The organism is Comamonas kerstersii (assembly GCF_002056725.1).
Classification (GTDB): Bacteria; Pseudomonadota; Gammaproteobacteria; order Burkholderiales; family Burkholderiaceae_C; genus Comamonas; species Comamonas kerstersii.
Genome location: NZ_CP020121.1, coordinates 1,822,609 through 1,839,666, shown reverse-complemented (window position 1 = coordinate 1,839,666; position 17,058 = coordinate 1,822,609). Strand labels below are relative to the sequence as shown.

The following is a 17,058-nucleotide window of genomic DNA, read 5'->3' as shown; positions in this document are numbered from 1 at the left end:
CCTATGGGAACCTCTGTTGCATCTATTTTGGTGGTCGATGACGAGCCAGATCTGCGCATGCTCTACGAGCTGACCTTGCTGCGCGAAGGTCACCGCGTGGAGACTGCTGGCTCGCTGGCCGAAGCACGCGCGCATCTGCAAGTCTGCCGTTTTGATGTGCTGATCACCGACATGCGCCTGCCCGACGGGCTGGGCATGGAGCTGCTGCATGATCTGCGCAGTCAGCAGCGCAAGGAACGCGCCATTGTCATGACCGCCTATGGCTCTGCAGAAAATGCGGTGGAAGCCTTGCGCTACGGGGCTTTTGACTATTTGACCAAGCCAGTGGACCTCAAGCAGTTCCGCGCCGTGGTGGCTTCTGCGATGGAGCAGCAGCCCTCGTCTGCCGCCCCCGGACTGCGCAGCGCAGCGCCTGCCTCCCTCGGCGGTAGTTCCCAGCTGCTCAATGCGTCTGCTGCACTGGATCGACTGGTGGGCACATCCGCCGTCATGCAGCAGGTCAAGCAGCGTATCCAGAAAGTAGCCCCCAGCATGGCGCCTGTGCTCATCACAGGCGAATCCGGCACAGGCAAGGAACTGGTGGCACGCGCGCTGCATGCCTGCAGCCATCGCGCCAATGCCCCTTGGGTCGCAGTGAACTGTGGCGCCATTCCTGAGCACCTGCTCGAAGCCGAATTCTTTGGCGCCCGCAAAGGTGCCTACACCGGCGCTACAGCAGACCGCGAAGGTTTTTTCAGTGCTGCACGCGGCGGCACGCTGTTTCTGGATGAAATTGGTGAGTTGCCGCTGTCCATGCAAGCCAAGCTGCTGCGAGCCATTCAGGAGCGCTGCATCCGCCCCCTCGGTGCTACACAGGAAGAGGCTGTAGATGTGCGCATCGTCAGCGCCACACACCGTAATCTGGCGGTGGATGTACAAAGCGGCCGTTTCCGCCAGGATCTGTACTACCGCCTCAATGTGATCGACATTCCCATTCCTCCGCTGCGTGAACGCAGGGAAGATATTCCCGCGCTCTGTCATGCCCTGCTCCAGCGTATTGCAGGGGAAAGCATGAGCAGCGTGCCTGCCCTGTCGCCACACGTGCTGCAGCAGCTGCAGCAGCACCCACTGCATGGCAATGTACGTGAACTGGAAAATCTGCTGCACCGTGCGATTGCACTGAATGACGAGCTGGAACTCACACCTGCTGCATGCTGTGACGACAGCGATCCCGCCCATGCGCAGCTGAGCAACGATGAGCTGCCGCATGACCTGCAGGCCTGGCTGGACCAGCAGGAGCGCTGCATGCTGATTCGCGCCCTGCAAGCTTATGGCTACAACCGCACCGCAGCCGCCGCGCGTCTGGGCATCAGCTTGCGCCAGATGCGCTACCGCATCGAACGCCTGCAGATTCCTCTGTCACCCGAAGAGATACACAGCCACAGCGACAATGTGCTGTATGACGCACAGCACTGATTTTTCCGCAGCTACCTGGCATCAGGGCTGGCTGTCCTGCGCACGCCAGCAGCCCTCCCCCAACTTTGGCCCACGCCCAGCTGATACGCCCATCACGCTGGCCGTGGTGCACTCCATCAGTCTGCCTCCCGGCCAATACGGCACTGGCTGCGTGCAGCAGCTGTTCGCCAACCAGCTCAACTGGGATGCGCACCCCTACTTTCAAGGCATTCGCGGGCTTGAAGTTTCCTCGCACTTTTTCATCACCCGCGAAGGTGAGCTCTGGCAGTTTGTCAGCTGTGACGACCGTGCCTGGCATGCCGGCAAATCGCAATGGTGTGGCCGTGAAAACTGCAATGACTATTCCATCGGCATCGAGCTGGAAGGGCTTGAAGGCCTGCACTTTGAAGCTCCGCAATACCAGACCCTGAGCCAGCTTTGCATGCAGCTTGCAGCACACTATCCACTCACGCACATCGCAGGGCATGAACACATTGCACCGGGCCGCAAACAAGACCCCGGTGCAGGCTTTGCCTGGGAGTTGCTGCATGCACAGCTGCAGCACCTGCCATTGCAGTTTCCATAGATGGTTTTTCTGCATGCACAGACATGGCACCGCAACTGCATCACACAGCATGCACGGACCATGAATGAGAAAGAACGTAACTTCTTGGAGACAAGGGTGATCGAATACCCATGCAACGGCTTACTTTCTGGGGGTTAGTCACCACAAAGCCTCGCAAACTCTCTCAATGGAATTCATAATGCGCCCCATGCCATCACAAATATTTTTCTGTGCTGGCATGGGGCGTTTGTATGTCCATGCGTCGAACTACTCCACGTCGCAATGGCCAGTGATCGCACTTCGGTGAGAACACGAAAACGCTGTGTACAAACCGATAAAGGAGAAAACGATGGCAACTGCAAAAAAAGCGGCTGATAAAAAAGCCACCCCAGCAAGCAAGGCTGATACCGCCAAGACCGAAACAACCAAAAAAGTAGCTGCAGCCACCAAGACTGCAACTGCTGCCAAGAAGACAAGCACAGCCACCGCCAAGAAGGCTGCTGCTCCTGCCAAGAAAGCTGCAGCAAGCACTGCCAAGGCTGCAACTACTGCTGCCAAGAAGCCAGCAAGCACCACCGCCAAGAAGGCTGCCGCTCCTGCCAAGAAGGCTGAGGCAAGCACCGCCAAGGCTGCAACCACTGCGGCCAAGAAGCCAGCAAGCACCACCGCCAAGAAGGCTGCCGCTCCTGCCAAAAAGGCTGAGGCAAGCACCGCCAAGGCTGCAACCACTGCGGCCAAGAAGCCAGCAAGCACCACCGCCAAGAAGGCTGCTGCTCCTGCCAAGAAGGCTGCAGCAAGCACTGCCAAGGCTGCGACCACTACAGCCAAGAAGGCTGCTGCTCCCGCCAAGAAGGCCGCTGCTCCTGCGAAGAAAGCTGCAGCCCCTGCCAAGAAGGCCGCTGCCCCTGCAAAGAAAGCCGCTGCCCCCGCCAAGAAGGCCGCTGCCCCTGCAAAGCAAGCTGCTGCTCCCGCCAAGAAGGCCGCTGCCCCTGCAAAGCAAGCTGCTGCTCCCGCCAAGAAGGCCGCTGCTCCTGCGAAGAAAGCTGCAGCCCCCGCCAAGAAGGCCGCTGCTCCTGCAAAGAAAGCTGCGGTTCCCGCCAAGAAGACCGCTGCAACCACTGCACCTGTCGCACAAACTGTGCTGGCACCTCAAGCGGCATGGCCATTCCCTACCGGCAACAAGCCCTGAACAGGCCTGGTCTGCTGACATAAAAAAACCGGCTGCGTGCCGGTTTTTTTATGTGCGCTGCGCAGCCGGAGGCTGGGGCTTGTTCCACGGCCAATCATCACGCAGCACGATGGCATCGGCATAGACCGCATCCTGCTTTCTGACCCACAGCCCCACAGGGCTTTGCTTGAGTACCTCCAGCTGAGCCTCTTCCCAGCGCATGGGAGCTATCACCTGTTCACTGCTGGGCAAGTGCGGGCTGGCTGTGGCGTCATCTGTCTGGGTATCAGGCGCAGGCAAACCTGTGTCTATCCACGTCACGCCTTGCTGTGCATTCCAGGATTGCAGCACTGGCAGATAGGCACGCAGCTCCAACGTCAGCACCTCATGTTTTTTGGGCCGCAGCCAGTGCACCTTCCAGTGATTGGCTTCATCATTCTGACCGCGAGCCAGCCACTCCAGCACCAGCCAGCCATCACCCGCATAGTGCGGGCAAATGCTAGGACCAACCCCACAGAGCACGGCCCCGGACTGCGTCACCAGCACACCTTCACAACGCGGTGCCTTAGGGCGCCACTGGCTGCTCATGGTGTTATGCAAGCCACCCCACCACCACACGGCATCACGCACTGCTGGATAGCGCCAGACATAGTCTCCGTCTGCGCTGGGGTGCTGAATCTGCTGCACCTCACGCCAGCGAGGCAGCAGCTGCCAGATGCCCTGTGCATTGACAGCCAGATCGCGCCACTCATAGGCCGGCATCCAGCCCTGTTTGCTCAGATTGGTGGCATCGGCCAACTGCAGGGGCCAGCGCCACAGACCACTGCTGCTCAGATTGCTGTTGTCGGGGCCACACCCCACAATCACCAGCGCCTGTGCATGCCCTGGCTTGACATGTGGGCGCATGCGCAGCACAGGCCAGTTCATTTCAATGGTGTTGAGCTGTTTGCCATCCCAGACCCAGGGCACAGGCTTGCCACCCCTGAGGGGTGACTCCCCCCATGGGCACAGCAGCGCCCAGCGGCCATCCACCACCACATGTTCCAGCTCCCACAGGCCTGGCAGCTGCTGCTCTCCCCACTGCACGGTATAGGCCGCCGTCGCACCCCGTTCATCCTGCGCGTCGTGCACCAGCGTCCACAGCAGCGGCAAGCCTGCGACGGGCTCACTCTGCGCTACCCAGTTATTCGGGTGATGCAGATCCCTGCGCCAGAGAAACTGGCGTGCAGGAATGGGCTTGAGCCTGACACGCCCGTCATCAAGGTGTCTGGACGTTGCATACAGCTGAGACATGACACAGCTCAGATGCCTGCCGTCATGCAGCCGCTCCAGTTCCGGCGTATCCATTTCCACGCGCTGCAGCAGCTCGCCGACATCCCACATCAGGGCAGGCAATGCCTGCTCGGTTTCCGTTTCTGCTGGCAGGCATGGCATCACAGCCCAGGGCTTGCGATCCTGAGGTAGCCATTCCGACCATTGCTGCCCACCAAATGCCTGGCTCCACACCCCCAGACGCAGACTGGGTTTTCGCCCATCCTTGGTGATGGGATAGCCATAGCAGGCAAAGGCCTGACCATCGGGACGCCATACACAGGGGCTCTTGCAGTCAATCACCCACGATTGCGTCTCGCCATTGATCTGCAGTTGCCAGTAAGGAGTAAACAAGGGCTCCAGCGGATGCTCCAGCTCGCGCAGGGAAGCAGGCCAGAATCGCTGTACCGTCACCTGCACCACGGCATTGTCTGGCTGTGGAATCTGCAGTGCGGGGGCCTGTGCCTCGTCAGGGATGTATTCCACAGGCACCCACAGATCACACACTGGCACCAGTGCCTGAGCTTTCTGACTGACATGCTTGCTCAGCCATGCTTCAAAGGCGGTATCCGTCAGCACACTGTGCGTATCTGCAGCAATGCCATTGCCCCCTTCGCTTTCTCCACTCCAGCGCGGCAGGCGCCAGTGCAGATCGTCCACCAGCGCAGCTTCTGCCACACTGAGCTGCCAGGAACGACGGCTTTTGCGATCGAGCAGGCGCGGCGTTGCCCCGCCGTACGAGCCTGTACGAATCCAGCGTCCATCAAAGGAAGTGTGGAAATCAGACTCCCAAACCTGTGGCAGATACACCCCATCGCTGCACAGCACATCACCATAGACAGGGCCACCCATACCGCGCTCACCCTGCATGCGAAACTTCACATCGGCAGGCATGCTGCTGGGCTCTTCAGGCTCCGGCGCCGAGGCTGCAGCGTCCTCAGTCTCTGATTTCTGGATTAGAGGCTGTTTTGCCTGGGTCTGAGCTGTGCCCTGCTTGCTGTGGCGACGAAGTTGCCTCCAGCCCCACAGCAGCAAAACAATGATCGCCAGAACAATAAACAAAACTTGCATCCCTGCATGCTAACCAAGCTGGACCTTTGTGCACGATAAGCTGTTGCACAAATAGGCCATTACCCATACCAGTGCCCATGCACACCACGAAGGTGGCGGGACGCTGCCATAAAAAAATGCCGCTCACCCCGCGGAGTGAACGGCATGTCATGTCTGCGCATTGCGCACATCTGCTGCTTATGAGGCTGTCAGGTTGAAGAAAGCTACCGACCGCTGCAGGCTTTGTGCCCGTGCATTCAGTGCTTCCGCCGAGCTGGTGGACTCTTCCACCAGCGCCGTGTTCTGCTGTGTCATCACCTCGAGCGAAGCCACAGCCTCATTCACATGCGAAATACCCAGTGACTGCTCGCGCGTGGCCAGGCTGATCTGGTGCACCAGTTCCCCCACACGCTCCACCGCTTCGACCATGCCTTCAATGGTCTTGCCCGCAGCCTGCATGCGTGCATTGCCGTCATTGATGCCGTCTACCGTATGGTTGATCAGCGCCCCAATTTCCTTGGCTGCGCTGGCGCTGCGCTGCGCCAGTGCGCGCACTTCCCCGGCCACCACGGCAAAGCCACGGCCTTGCTCGCCAGCACGCGCCGCTTCCACCGCGGCGTTGAGCGCCAGCAGATTGGTCTGGAAGGCAATGCTTTCAATCACACCAATGATTTCGCGCATGCGGGTCGAGGACTGGCGAATACGCTCCATGGCCACGCCCACTTCCTGAATGGCTTCGCCGCTGCGGCTGACCACTTCTTTGCTCTGGTTACTTTCCTGCTCCATCTGCTGCGCCATGTCAGCCGTATGCAGCACGGTGCCAGCAATCTGTTCCATCGAGGCAGCGGTTTCTTCCAGATCAGAGGCCTGCGCTTCCGTGCGCTTGGCCAGGTCCTGGTTGCTGCTACTCATCTCATGGGACATGGCCGTAAAGCCACGCACTTCGGAGAGCACATCCCCCACCACGGCCAGCAGGTTGATCTGAATCTGCTGCAGGCGCGCCATCAAGGTGCCTACCGCGCCGGTGTAGTTATGGTCGTAGCTGCTCGTCAGATTACAGCTGGCCATCTGTGCGGCCCAGGCATTGGCCTTTTCAATGCCATCTACACAGCGGGACTTGAAGCGCCATGCAATCCATGCGCTGCCCAGCACCAGTGCCGCTAGGCGCAGCCCCCATGCCTGCACACCCTGCCAGCCCAGCAGGTCTGGCAGCATGGTCACCAGCGCCATGATGGCCAGCATGAGCACCATGCGTGGCAACAGATCGATATCGCTGAGCTGTGCGCCCAGCCCCGCCAGCCCCAGTCGCCGCACCTTGCCAGCACGCAGGCGCATGGTCAGATGGCCGGACTTGGCCTCTTCATTCATATGTGCATACAGCGCCTGCGCGGCCTGCACTTCCTCTGCCGCAGGCTTGGTTCGCACCGACAGATAGCCCTTGGGCTTGCCGTTTTCCATGATGGGGGTGACATTGGCCTTGACCCAGTAGTGATCACCGTTTTTGCGACGGTTCTTCACAATGCCCGACCAGGGATAGCCATGCGCAATGGTGCGCCACATGTCCTTGAAGGCAGCCTCCGGCATGTCTGGATGCCGGATCATGTTATGGGGCTGCCCGATCAGCTCTTCATACTGATAGCCGCTGACGCGAATGAACGCGGGGTTGCAGTGGGTAATTTCGCCTTTGGTGTTTGTCACGGACACCAGCAATTCATCGCCCGGGAAATCGTAATTATTTTGGGTTACGGGGAGGTTCAAACGCACACACATCTCCAAGCTAACGGCGTTCATGCATCGCAAAGATGCAATCGGCAAGGCCGCAGATCATCCCATAAACAAAGACACATTCGCTCACAAGCCTTTATTCCCAGATACCTCACCAGCTTTCTGCACAAACCAGCAGGAAATACCCACAAACCACACTAAGAGCAATGGAGGTGAGGAGGCGATCGCCAAGCCCTGTGCAGACTGGCCCAGCGCCATCTGCCAGCATCAATGCTCGTCAAACAGCGGCAAAGTCAGCGGATCGGTTTTTCCTGCAGTTCTGCGGCTTGCGGTGGCCACTTCGCCCTCTGCCTGCTGCGTGTGCGCATTCCAGTGCACGAGGCTGCCTACGCGCACGCCCAGCAGCCGGATGCTTTGCTCCAGTGGCACACGCTTGAGACACTGGCCTGCCACCTGGCGGATCAGGCGCGCATCCTGCGTGAAGGTATCGATGCTGATCTCCCGCGTCACACTCTTGAAGCTGGCATAGCGCAGCTTCACACCAATGGTGCGCCCGGCATAGCCCTTGCGCTGTAAGTCTTCGGCCACGCGTTCGCACAGGTGGGTAAAGATGGTGCCCAACTCTGCCCTGTCGTGCACGGCATGCAAGTTCCGCGCAAACGTGGTTTCACGACTCATGCTGACGGGCTCGCTCTCCGTCACCACGGGGCGCGCATCCTGGCCATGGGCTGCCGCATGCAACCAGGCACCGTAGGACTTGCCAAAGTGCTGCACCAGCCAGGGCAGGCTGCACTGGGCCAGCTGCCCAATGGTGCCAATGCCCAGCGCCTGCAGCTTGGCCCCGGCCTTGGGGCCTATGCCGTTGATCTTGCGGCACGGCAGCGGCCAGATCAGCGTTTCCAGATCCTGCGGCTGCACGATGGAAATACCGCGCGGCTTGTTGAACTCGCTGGCCATTTTGGCCAGCAGCTTGTTTGGTGCAACACCGACGGAGCAGGTCAACTGGGTACGCGCATGAATGGCCTGCTGGATACGCGCTGCCAGCACGCGGCCGCCTTCCTCTTGCCCGCCGGGTACATGGGTGAAGTCGATATAGACCTCATCAATGCCGCGATCTTCCATGAGCGGTGCCATGGACAGAATCACGTCCTTGAACGCGCGTGAATACTGGCGGTAGCGCACAAAGTCGATGGGCAGCAGGATGGCCTGCGGGCACAGGTGTGCTGCCTTCATCATGCCCATGGCCGAGCCCACACCAAACTGGCGGGCGGCATAGGTGGCGGTGGTGATGACGCCGCGCCCCACATAGCTGCCCAGCTTTGGAAAGGCTTGCACCGGAATGCGATCCAGCGCCCCCCAGCGCGCTATCAACTCCGCTTCGTGCTCAGGCGTGTGGCGGCTGCCGCCAATGACCACGGGCAGGCCCTGCAGCTGCGGATAGCGCAGTAGTTCCACGGATGCAAAAAAAGCATCCATGTCCAGATGGGCAATGCGGCGGGGCAGATCAGGCAGGGTCACGCTGCCTATTGTCTTGCCTTAGCCCCAGCCCTGCAGGCAGATGAGCACCAGGCCCAGCACCATCAGCCCCATGCCCAGCTTTTCGGCCAGGCTGAAGCTTTCGCTGAAGATGCGCCGCGACACGATGTAGCTGAACAGCACTTCCACCATGCCCAGTGTGCGCACCACGGCGGCATCCTGCATGGCATAGGCCGTAAACCAGGCGAGCGACGCCGCTGCGCCCATGGAGCCAGCGAGCAGCGACACCTTCCAGGCACGCAGCACGGGGCGTATGCCCTGCGGCGTCTTCCACGCAACCCACACGCCCAGCACCACACTTTGCATGGCCTGCGCCACCGTCACGCCCCAAGCGCCAGACAGCCAGGGCGTTTCGGCCTGCAGCGCCAGCGCTGCACCGCGAAAACCAATCACGGCAATGGCAAAGCAGGCCCCGCACACCAGACCATACAGGGCCGATTTGCTCAGCCACGCCTGCAGCGAAAGCAGCTGGCCACGTGGCGGCAGTGACAGCAGCAACACGCCCACGGTGGCGACGACCATGGCCAGCAATGCCAGTTGGCTGGGCAGCTCACCCAGAAAGACCGCGCCGAACAGAGCCACCTGCAGGATTTCGGTCTTGGAAAAGGTCACGGCCACGGCAAAGTTGCGCTCTTTCATGGCCAGCAGCAGGGCTGCCGTGGCCGCCACCTGAAACAGCGCACCTATGCTGATCCACCACGCATAAGCCAGGCTGAAATGCGGCACAGCCGGAGGCTGATCCGGCACGGCATACAGCAGCACCAGCACCAGTGCCGCAAACGGCAGACCAAAGAGAAAACGTACCCAGGTGGCAGAGAGCGTGCCCACCTCCGCCGTCAGCGAACGCTGCGCGGTGTTGCGCACCGTCTGCGCCAGCGCCGCAAATACGGTGAAGGGCACCCACAGCCATGCCCACGAAACCATTGCATCAGTCATGTCCAGCAGCATACGAAGCCCGTGCGCCAGCGTCTCGCGCTGAATGGCGAAGATAGGGGCTCTGGCTGACGATACAAACAAAACAATAGCTGCCAGCGCTTGAATTTCAATGAATTCAGATAGAAAACTATCTGAAATCCATATATTTCAAGCGCTGGCAGCTATAAAAAAAAGCCACAGCCTTGACGGACTGTGGCTTGCTGCATGCAGCGATCAGACGTCCAATCCGTTCACAGCAGACGCTTGCGGATTTGCAGCACCACGATTTCCGCCAGTGCCACCACGGCAAAAATCGAAATCAGCACCAGTGCCACGCGGTCCCACTGGAACAGGTCGATGCAGGTGTTGAGCACCACACCGATACCACCCGCACCGACCAGACCCAGCACGCCGGACTCACGCACATTGATGTCCCAGCGCAGCAGCGTGACCGACCAGAAGGCGGGTTTGATCTGGGGCCAGTAGCCATACCACAGCTGCGAGAACTTGCTGGCACCGGCGGCCTGCAGGGCTTCGATAGGGCCCTTGGGCATTTGCTCCAGCGCCTCACCGACCAGCTTGCCCACAAAGCCCACAGAGCGCAGCGCGATGGCAAACATGCCGGCCAGAGGACCGGGGCCGAAAATAGCCACAAACAGCATGGCCCAGACCAGCGAATTCACCGAGCGGCTGGTCACCAGAATCACGCGGGCAATCACGTTCAGCAGCTTGCTGCGCGTGACATTGGGAGCCACCATCACGCCCAGCGGCAGCGCCATGACCAGCGACAAAATCGTGCCCAGCGTGGCCATCTGGATGGTTTCCATCAGGCCGATATGCACGTCCGGCTGGTAGTACGCCCAGTCCACGGGCCACATGCGGCTGAGCATGTCCGCCATCTGTTCCGGCGCGTCGTACAGGAACTCTGGGATGATTTCGATCGAAGCGGCCGACTGCACGATGGCCCAGACGCAGAAGATCCATAGCGCATAACGCAACATGCGCTGACCGAAGGTAAACCGCTCCCACTTCACGGGAGCGGTGGCAGCAGCCAAAGTGGGCATCTCAGACATTGAGGGCCTTTCGCACAGCGCCCACCACCAGTTCGCCCACCACAATGATGGCGATCACGGTGAACAAAATGGTGAACACAAAGTTGTATTCGTAACGCAGGAAGGCGGCAAACAGCACGCCACCAATACCACCGGCACCCACGATGCCGACCATGGTGGAGTTGCGCAGGTTGGAGTCGAGCTGGTAGGTAGAGAAACCCACAAAGCGGCTGATCACCTGGGGCAGCACACCAAACAGCACCACGTTCATGAAGGAAGCGCCCGTCGCACGGATGGCTTCAATGGGCTTGGGCGAGATTTCCTCAATGGCATCCGCAAACAGCTTGCCCACAAAACCCACGGTCGCCACCACCAGCGCCAGAATGCCGGCCAGCGGACCAAAGCCCACGGCCTTCACAAACAGAATGGCGCTGATCACAGGGTGCAGCGCGCGGCACACGGCAATGATGGTGCGGCCCACGGCACGCACAGGGGCGGGAGCCATATTCGAGGCTGACATCAGGCCCACAGGCAGACTCAGCAGCAGACCGATGACGGTGGCCAGCACAGCAATCTGCAGGGTTTCCTTGATGCCCTGCCACAGCTCCTCCATCTTGCCCATCTCAGGCGGAAACATCTGCGCGATAAAACGCGCACCCTGCACCCAGCCTGCAGACAGACGTTCTGCCGACACGCCCATGGTGGACAGCGACCACAGCACATAGACCACAGTCAGCGCAATCAGCGCCTTCTGGCTCCAGCCCAGCGTAAAGGCCTTGCGGCCGGTGTCGTGACGACTTACTCCAGCCATGCTTTGCCACCGTAAATGGTTGTCAGGTGATCTTCGGTCAGACCTTCTGGTGCACCGTCATAGACCACATGGCCGCCTGTCATGCCGACAATGCGGTCCGAGTACTTGCGTGCCAATTCCACGTCGTGGATATTGACCATGACGGGGATGTTGCGCTGCACGCCCTGCTCACGCAGCAGCTGGATGATTTCGATGGAAGTCTTGGGGTCCAGCGACGAAGTAGGCTCGTCCGCCAGCAGCACGGAGGGGCGTTGCATCAGCGCACGGGCAATGCCCACGCGCTGGCGCTGGCCGCCACTCAGGGCATCGGCACGGCGGTTGATGAAGTCGCCCAGGCCCACTTCCTGGAGCAGCTGCTCGGCATCGGCAAAGTCCTGCTCGTCAAATTTGCGGCGCCATGCGCGCCAGGCCGACAGATAGCCCAGGCGGCCGGTCAGCACGTTTTCCATCACCGTAAGGCGGTCCACCAGGTTGTACTCCTGGAACACCATGCCGATATGGCGGCGTGCCTGGCGCAGTTCCTTGCCCCTGAGCTGAGCCATATCTACGCGCTGGCCATTGAGGTTCAGCCAGATGCTGCCCGAGGTGGGATCCACCAGGCGGTTGATACAGCGCAGCATGGTGGACTTACCCGTGCCCGAGGGGCCAATGATGCTGGTCAGGCCGGTGTTGGGAATGGTCAGGTCAATGGACTTGAGCACGGGCTGGCCGCTGCGGTATTCCTTGACCAGGCGCTGGATTTCAATCGCGCCGGAAGCTTGGGAGGGGGACATAGCAATTTTCTCTGGGGCAGGTGCTCACAGGCACCCTGACAAAAACGACAAAGCGGGCCGACGCGCTGGAGACGTCGGCCCGCTGACAAGCTGTCAAAAATTATTTTTTCTTGGCCGACTTGTCGAAGGCTTCACGGGTGAAAGATTCGCCCGAAGCTTGCGCCACGGTACGCACCAGTTCCCAGTCCTTCTGGTAGGTAATAGGCAGGAAGCGGTCGCCACCCAGGCCCTTGGCCATCTCGGCGGGTACCTTGTATTCAAAGAAGCAGGACTTGATCTTGTCCTGCAGCTCAGGCGCCAGGTTGTGGGCGTAAGCGTAGGCGTCGGTCGGGAACATCTCGCTGGTGTAGAGCACGCGGAACTCGTCCTTGCCCACCACGCCGCGCTCGGTCATGTGGCCCAGCACGTCGCTGGCCACAGGAGCGGCGTCGTAGTCACCGGTCTTCACACCCAGAATGGACTGATCGTGCTTGCCCGAGTACACCACCTTGTAGTCGGTATCAGGTGTCAGGCCCAGCTTGGGGAACAGCGCACGAGGTGCCAGGTTGCCGGAGTTGGACGAAGGCGATGTGTGCGCAATGCGCTTGCCCTTCAGGTCTTCCAGCGACTGGTAGGGGCTGTCCTTCTTGACGATCATCTTCAGGTGCATGCCCACGGGGCCTTGCTCATTGCCACGGATGGCAAAAGGCACAGCGCCAGACAGGTTCACGGCAAAGTTCACGGGGCCGGGCGAGAAAGCCGCAATGTGCAGACGGCCCGAGCGCATGGCTTCAATCTGCGCAGCATTGGACTGCACAGGGAAGAACACGACCTTCTTGCCCACACACTGCGACAGGTGGCTCATGAAGGGGCGGAACAGCTTTTCGTAGATCGCGGGGTCTTCCACGGGGGTGAAAGCAAACACCAGCGTGCTGGGGTTCTTGAGCTTCTTGGGATCGGTAGGGGTGTCGGCAACCAGATCCTTGTTGGCGTCGCAATACTGCGCGTCCAGATCACCACGGTTGGGGCAGGCATCCTCGGCCGCGTAGGCCGCGAAAGAAGCCAGCACAGCTGCTGCGGCCAGAGCACCACGTGTCGTAGATTTGAGGGTCATCACTATGCGCTTTGAGCGGGTGGTTTTGAAACTGCCGCAACTATAAAAAGGACAAACCGCACTGAAATGGGCTTTCTTTCCTGCTGCCTTCACCTAACTTTCAGATTACTTTCAAAATACCTGTTTTCACCTTTTTGGGCGGCTTTCCCGGTAACTTCTCTGTAACTACGCAACGGGAACGATACAGTCTCTGCCCAGCCCTCTGTGCCCCCCATGAAAGTTTTACTGGCCGAAGATGATCTGGACCTCAGCACAGCCTTGCTGCGCGTGCTCACCCGCCGAGGCATGGTAGTTGAGCACTGCAGCGACGGTGCCCAGGCGCTGGAACGGCTGGCCACCGAACAGTTCGATGTGCTCATGCTGGATCTGGGGCTCCCTGTCGTTGATGGTTTGCACTTACTCCTGCGCATTCGTGCGCGGGGATTGAATCTTCCCGTGCTGGTAGTGACCGCACGCGGTGGTGTGGGTGACAAGGTAGCAGGCCTGAATGCAGGCGCTGATGACTACCTGGCCAAGCCCTTTGACCTGGATGAACTGGAAGCGCGCCTGCGTGCCCTGTGCCGCCGCGCGGGCTCTGGCTCGGCCCATGCCAACTGCGGCCCCCTGCGCCTGGACCGTGCCACGGGTGTGTGCTATGTGAACGATTTGCCCCTGCAGCTGACCCCGCGCGAGAACGCTTTGCTCTGCGCCCTGATGGAGCGCCCCGGTTACGCAGTTACCAAGGAGCGCCTGACTGCCCTGGTCTTTCCCGCAGGCCACTACCCACAGACCGATGCCGTCGAAGTCGTCGTCCACCGGCTGCGCAAAAAGCTGGACGGCACCGGCGTGCAGCTGACCACCTTGCGCGGCCTGGGCTATCTGCTGCAAGCCACCACACCAGGCGCCGCTGTCCATGCCTGAGCGCACGCCCAGCATGCGCCAGCGCCTGCTGGTGTGGGTGGCCATTCCTTTGCTGGCGCTGGTACTGATCAATGCCTGGGCCTCATACCGCGCAGCCTTGCAAACAGCCCAGACAGCGTATGACCGCCTGCTGGTGACAGCCGCCCATGCGCTGGCAGACCTGATCTGGCTCGAAGATGGAGAACTGCAAGTCACCCTGCCCCATGCCGCGCTGGAGATGTATGCCGATGCCCTGCCCGGCAACACGGCCGCTGCGGAGCGCAGCCCGCTGATCTACCGCGTGAGTTTTCTGGATGGCAGTTTTCTGGCCGGTGAAGCCGCCATTCCGCCCTATCAGGGACTGCCTGCGTTTGACAATGGCCACGCCGCACGCCTGAAGCTGTACGACACCGAGCTGCATGAGCAGCCCATGCGCATGGCCGCACTGTGGCAACCGGTGGAATCGGCACAAGGCCTGCAATACGTGGTGGTGCAAGTGGGCGAGTACGCGGCACACCGCTATGCCATCGGGCGGCAAATTCTCTGGCAGAACCTGTGGCAGCAAAGCGCATTGCTGCTGCTGGTGCTGCTGACGCTGTGGGTGGGTAGCACCATGACGCTGCGCCCCCTGCACCAGCTGGCGCGTCGGCTAGAGCAGCGCAAGGCCGATGACATCACCCCGCTGCCCGAGCAGCAAGCCCCACGGGAAATGCAGCCCATGGTGCAGGCTTTCAATGGCCTGATTGCCCGCATCGGGCTGGCGCGCCAGCAGCAGCAGCGCTTTGTGGCCGATGCCTCGCACCAGATGCGTACACCGCTGGCCGTGCTGCAGCTGCATGCGGAAGCAGGCCTTAAGGGCGATATTTCCGCCCAGGAAGCCCTGCAGGACATTGCCAGAACCACACAGCGCACCACCCGCCTGATTCACCAGCTGCTGATGTGGAACCGCGCCCAGCAAACCGCGCACGCGGCAGCCGACACCGTGGATCTGTGCGCCCTGCTGCAGGATGTGGTGGTGGAACAATCCCCGCTGCTGGCCCAGAAAGGACTGGACTTTGCGCTCGATGCACAGCCCCTCACCTGGTATGGCGAAGCCTGGATGCTGCAGGAGATTGTGATGAACCTGCTGCGCAATGCCATCACGCACACCCCTGCACAGGGTGCGCTGGGCATACGCCTGACCCTGCAGGAAAAGGCCGTTGCAATTTGCGTGTGGGACAGTGGCCCCGGCCTGTCCCCTCAGATGCAGCAGGAACTGTTCACACCCTTTGTGAGCGAAAGCCACCAAGGCGTGGGGCTGGGCCTGACCATCAGCCGTGATCTGGCGCAGGCCTGCGGCGGCAGCCTGGTGATTCGCAACCGCGTGGTGCAGGGCAAGATCGCAGGCGTCGATGCCATGCTCTGGCTGCCCCATACCGCACGGGCTTAACGTGCTTCAAACGGGGTGGGGTAGGTACCCGGCACCAAGATGTTCTTATCTACCGTATTGATGTTGGTATGGCCACAGAAAGCCATGGAGGTATCAAGCTCCTTCTGGATGATCTGCAGCGCCTTGCTCACGCCCGCCTGACCAAAGGCACCGAGGCCGTAGAGGAAACTGCGCCCGATCAGCACCCCCTGCGCACCCAGTGCACGGGCCTTGAGCACATCCTGCCCGCTGCGAACGCCGCCATCCATCCAGACTTCCAGATGCTCGCCGGCCGCTTCCACCATGCTGGGCAGGGCATCAATCGAAGCCGGTGCGCCATCCAGCTGGCGACCACCATGGTTGCTCACCACCATCGCATCCGCTCCGCTCTGCGCGGCCAGGCGTGCGTCCTCAGCATCCATCAACCCCTTGAGGATAAGCTTGCCGCCCCAGCGCTGCTTGATCCACTCCACATCGTTCCAGTTAAGGGTGGGGTCGAACTGATCCGCCGTCCAGGACGAGAGTGAGCTCATGTCTTCCACACCGTCTACGTGACCCACGATGTTCCCGAAGCTGCGACGCTTGGTGCCCAGCATGCCCAGACACCAGCGGGGCTTGGTGGCCAGGTTGATGAGGTTTTTCAGTGTGGGCTTAGGCGGCGTGGACAGGCCGTTCTTGATGTCCTTGTGGCGCTGCCCCAGGATCTGCAGGTCCAGCGTCAACTGCAGTGCCGAGCAGTTCGCAGCCTTGGCACGGTCAATCAGGCGCTCCATGAAAGCCTTGTCGCGCATCACGTACAACTGAAACCAGAAGGGGTGGCGGTCTGTGTGCTCGGCAATATCTTCCAGCGAGCAAATGCTCATGGTGGACAGGGTGAAAGGAATGCCAAATTCCTTGGCCGCTTTGGCCGCCAGAATCTCTCCATCCGCATGCTGCATGCCGGTCAGCCCTGTGGGCGCTATGGCCACGGGCATGGCCACGTCTTGACCAATCATGGTGGTGCGTGTGCTGCGCCCTTCCATGTTCACGGCCACACGCTGGCGCAGCTTGATCTTCTGGAAGTCCTGCTCATTGGCGCGGTAAGTGCCTTCGGTGTAGGAGCCGGAGTCTGCATAGTCATAAAACATGCGCGGCACGCGCCGCCTGGCGATCACGCGCAGGTCTTCGATACAGGTGATTTGGGAGAGGTTGACCATGGCATGCATTGTTTCAAAAAAAAGCCTGGGGCTAGGCATTTGGCAAATTGGTCACACCAATAACCCAGGGAAAACCACATATTCAGGCACAAAACCCTACTTCTACAATCCAAACCGCCTGGAAATCGTGTAATTGATCCTA

At 60.5% G+C, this 17,058-nt stretch carries 15 protein-coding genes; 6 read left to right on the top strand and 9 right to left on the bottom strand.

The window, feature by feature from the left end; genetic code table 11:
* Positions 1-3: 3 nt before the first annotated feature.
* From B5M06_RS08570 to B5M06_RS08560, 3 genes are all read left to right on the top strand, one after another.
* Positions 4-1,455 carry a sigma-54-dependent transcriptional regulator gene (locus B5M06_RS08570; protein WP_054065058.1) on the top strand — a complete coding sequence of 484 codons (1,452 nt, stop codon included), beginning with the start codon at positions 4-6 and terminating at the stop codon, positions 1,453-1,455.
* Complete coding sequence (ampD, locus tag B5M06_RS08565; RefSeq protein WP_054065057.1) at positions 1,439-2,020, top strand: 1,6-anhydro-N-acetylmuramyl-L-alanine amidase AmpD; 582 nt, start codon at positions 1,439-1,441, stop codon at positions 2,018-2,020. The genes B5M06_RS08570 and ampD overlap by 17 nt, the downstream gene beginning before the upstream one ends.
* Before the next feature lie 328 nt (positions 2,021-2,348).
* Positions 2,349-3,188, top strand: a complete 840-nt coding sequence (locus B5M06_RS08560) for a hypothetical protein (protein ID WP_080025204.1) — start codon at positions 2,349-2,351, stop codon at positions 3,186-3,188.
* Positions 3,189-3,236: 48 nt separating this feature from the next.
* On the opposite strand, the gene B5M06_RS08555 is transcribed toward B5M06_RS08560, so the two are convergent.
* The 8 genes from B5M06_RS08555 to phnD form a co-directional block, all read right to left on the bottom strand.
* The gene (locus tag B5M06_RS08555; protein ID WP_162777371.1) at positions 3,237-5,372 is read right to left on the bottom strand and encodes a hypothetical protein; all 2,136 of its coding nucleotides are present in this window, start codon (positions 5,370-5,372) and stop codon (positions 3,237-3,239) included.
* A 354-nt stretch (positions 5,373-5,726) separates the two neighbouring features.
* Positions 5,727-7,292 (bottom strand): methyl-accepting chemotaxis protein, encoded by a 1,566-nt coding sequence (locus B5M06_RS08550; RefSeq protein ID WP_054065501.1) that lies wholly within the window; start codon positions 7,290-7,292, stop codon positions 5,727-5,729.
* 228 nt (positions 7,293-7,520) lie between these two features.
* A complete protein-coding gene (gene dinB / locus B5M06_RS08545) occupies positions 7,521-8,729 on the bottom strand; it encodes a DNA polymerase IV (protein WP_054065500.1) in 1,209 nt (402 codons plus the stop codon).
* Between the two features lie 60 nt (positions 8,730-8,789).
* The gene (locus B5M06_RS08540) at positions 8,790-9,725 is read right to left on the bottom strand and encodes a DMT family transporter (protein WP_054065499.1); all 936 of its coding nucleotides are present in this window, start codon (positions 9,723-9,725) and stop codon (positions 8,790-8,792) included.
* Between the two features lie 230 nt (positions 9,726-9,955).
* Positions 9,956-10,768 carry a phosphonate ABC transporter, permease protein PhnE gene (gene phnE, locus B5M06_RS08535; protein WP_420809965.1) on the bottom strand — a complete coding sequence of 271 codons (813 nt, stop codon included), beginning with the start codon at positions 10,766-10,768 and terminating at the stop codon, positions 9,956-9,958.
* Position 10,769: 1 nt separating this feature from the next.
* A complete protein-coding gene (gene phnE, locus B5M06_RS08530) occupies positions 10,770-11,567 on the bottom strand; it encodes a phosphonate ABC transporter, permease protein PhnE (RefSeq protein ID WP_054065493.1) in 798 nt (265 codons plus the stop codon).
* Entirely contained in the window at positions 11,555-12,340 is a 786-nt protein-coding gene (gene phnC / locus B5M06_RS08525) for a phosphonate ABC transporter ATP-binding protein (protein ID WP_054065492.1), read from the bottom strand. The genes phnE (B5M06_RS08530) and phnC overlap by 13 nt, the downstream gene beginning before the upstream one ends.
* 100 nt (positions 12,341-12,440) lie before the next feature.
* Positions 12,441-13,433: a phosphate/phosphite/phosphonate ABC transporter substrate-binding protein gene (gene phnD, locus B5M06_RS08520; RefSeq protein WP_054065491.1), complete on the bottom strand. Its 993-nt coding sequence runs from the start codon at positions 13,431-13,433 to the stop codon at positions 12,441-12,443.
* 213 nt (positions 13,434-13,646) lie between these two features.
* On the opposite strand from phnD, the gene B5M06_RS08515 reads away from it, so the two are divergent.
* Together B5M06_RS08515 and B5M06_RS08510 are read left to right on the top strand one after the other, a co-directional pair.
* Positions 13,647-14,333, top strand: coding sequence for a response regulator transcription factor (locus B5M06_RS08515; protein ID WP_054065490.1), 687 nt, complete (start codon positions 13,647-13,649; stop codon positions 14,331-14,333).
* Positions 14,326-15,741: a sensor histidine kinase gene (locus B5M06_RS08510; RefSeq protein WP_054065489.1), complete on the top strand. Its 1,416-nt coding sequence runs from the start codon at positions 14,326-14,328 to the stop codon at positions 15,739-15,741. The genes B5M06_RS08515 and B5M06_RS08510 overlap by 8 nt, the downstream gene beginning before the upstream one ends.
* Here B5M06_RS08510 and B5M06_RS08505 read toward each other — a convergent pair.
* Complete coding sequence (locus tag B5M06_RS08505; RefSeq protein WP_054065498.1) at positions 15,738-16,916, bottom strand: alpha-hydroxy acid oxidase; 1,179 nt, start codon at positions 16,914-16,916, stop codon at positions 15,738-15,740. The two genes, B5M06_RS08510 and B5M06_RS08505, sit on opposite strands and share 4 nt — an antisense overlap.
* Between B5M06_RS08505 and B5M06_RS17655 the strand changes: the two genes are divergently transcribed.
* Positions 16,915-17,049: a hypothetical protein gene (locus B5M06_RS17655; protein ID WP_275886661.1), complete on the top strand. Its 135-nt coding sequence runs from the start codon at positions 16,915-16,917 to the stop codon at positions 17,047-17,049. The genes B5M06_RS08505 and B5M06_RS17655 overlap by 2 nt on opposite strands.
* Positions 17,050-17,058 lie beyond the last annotated feature (9 nt).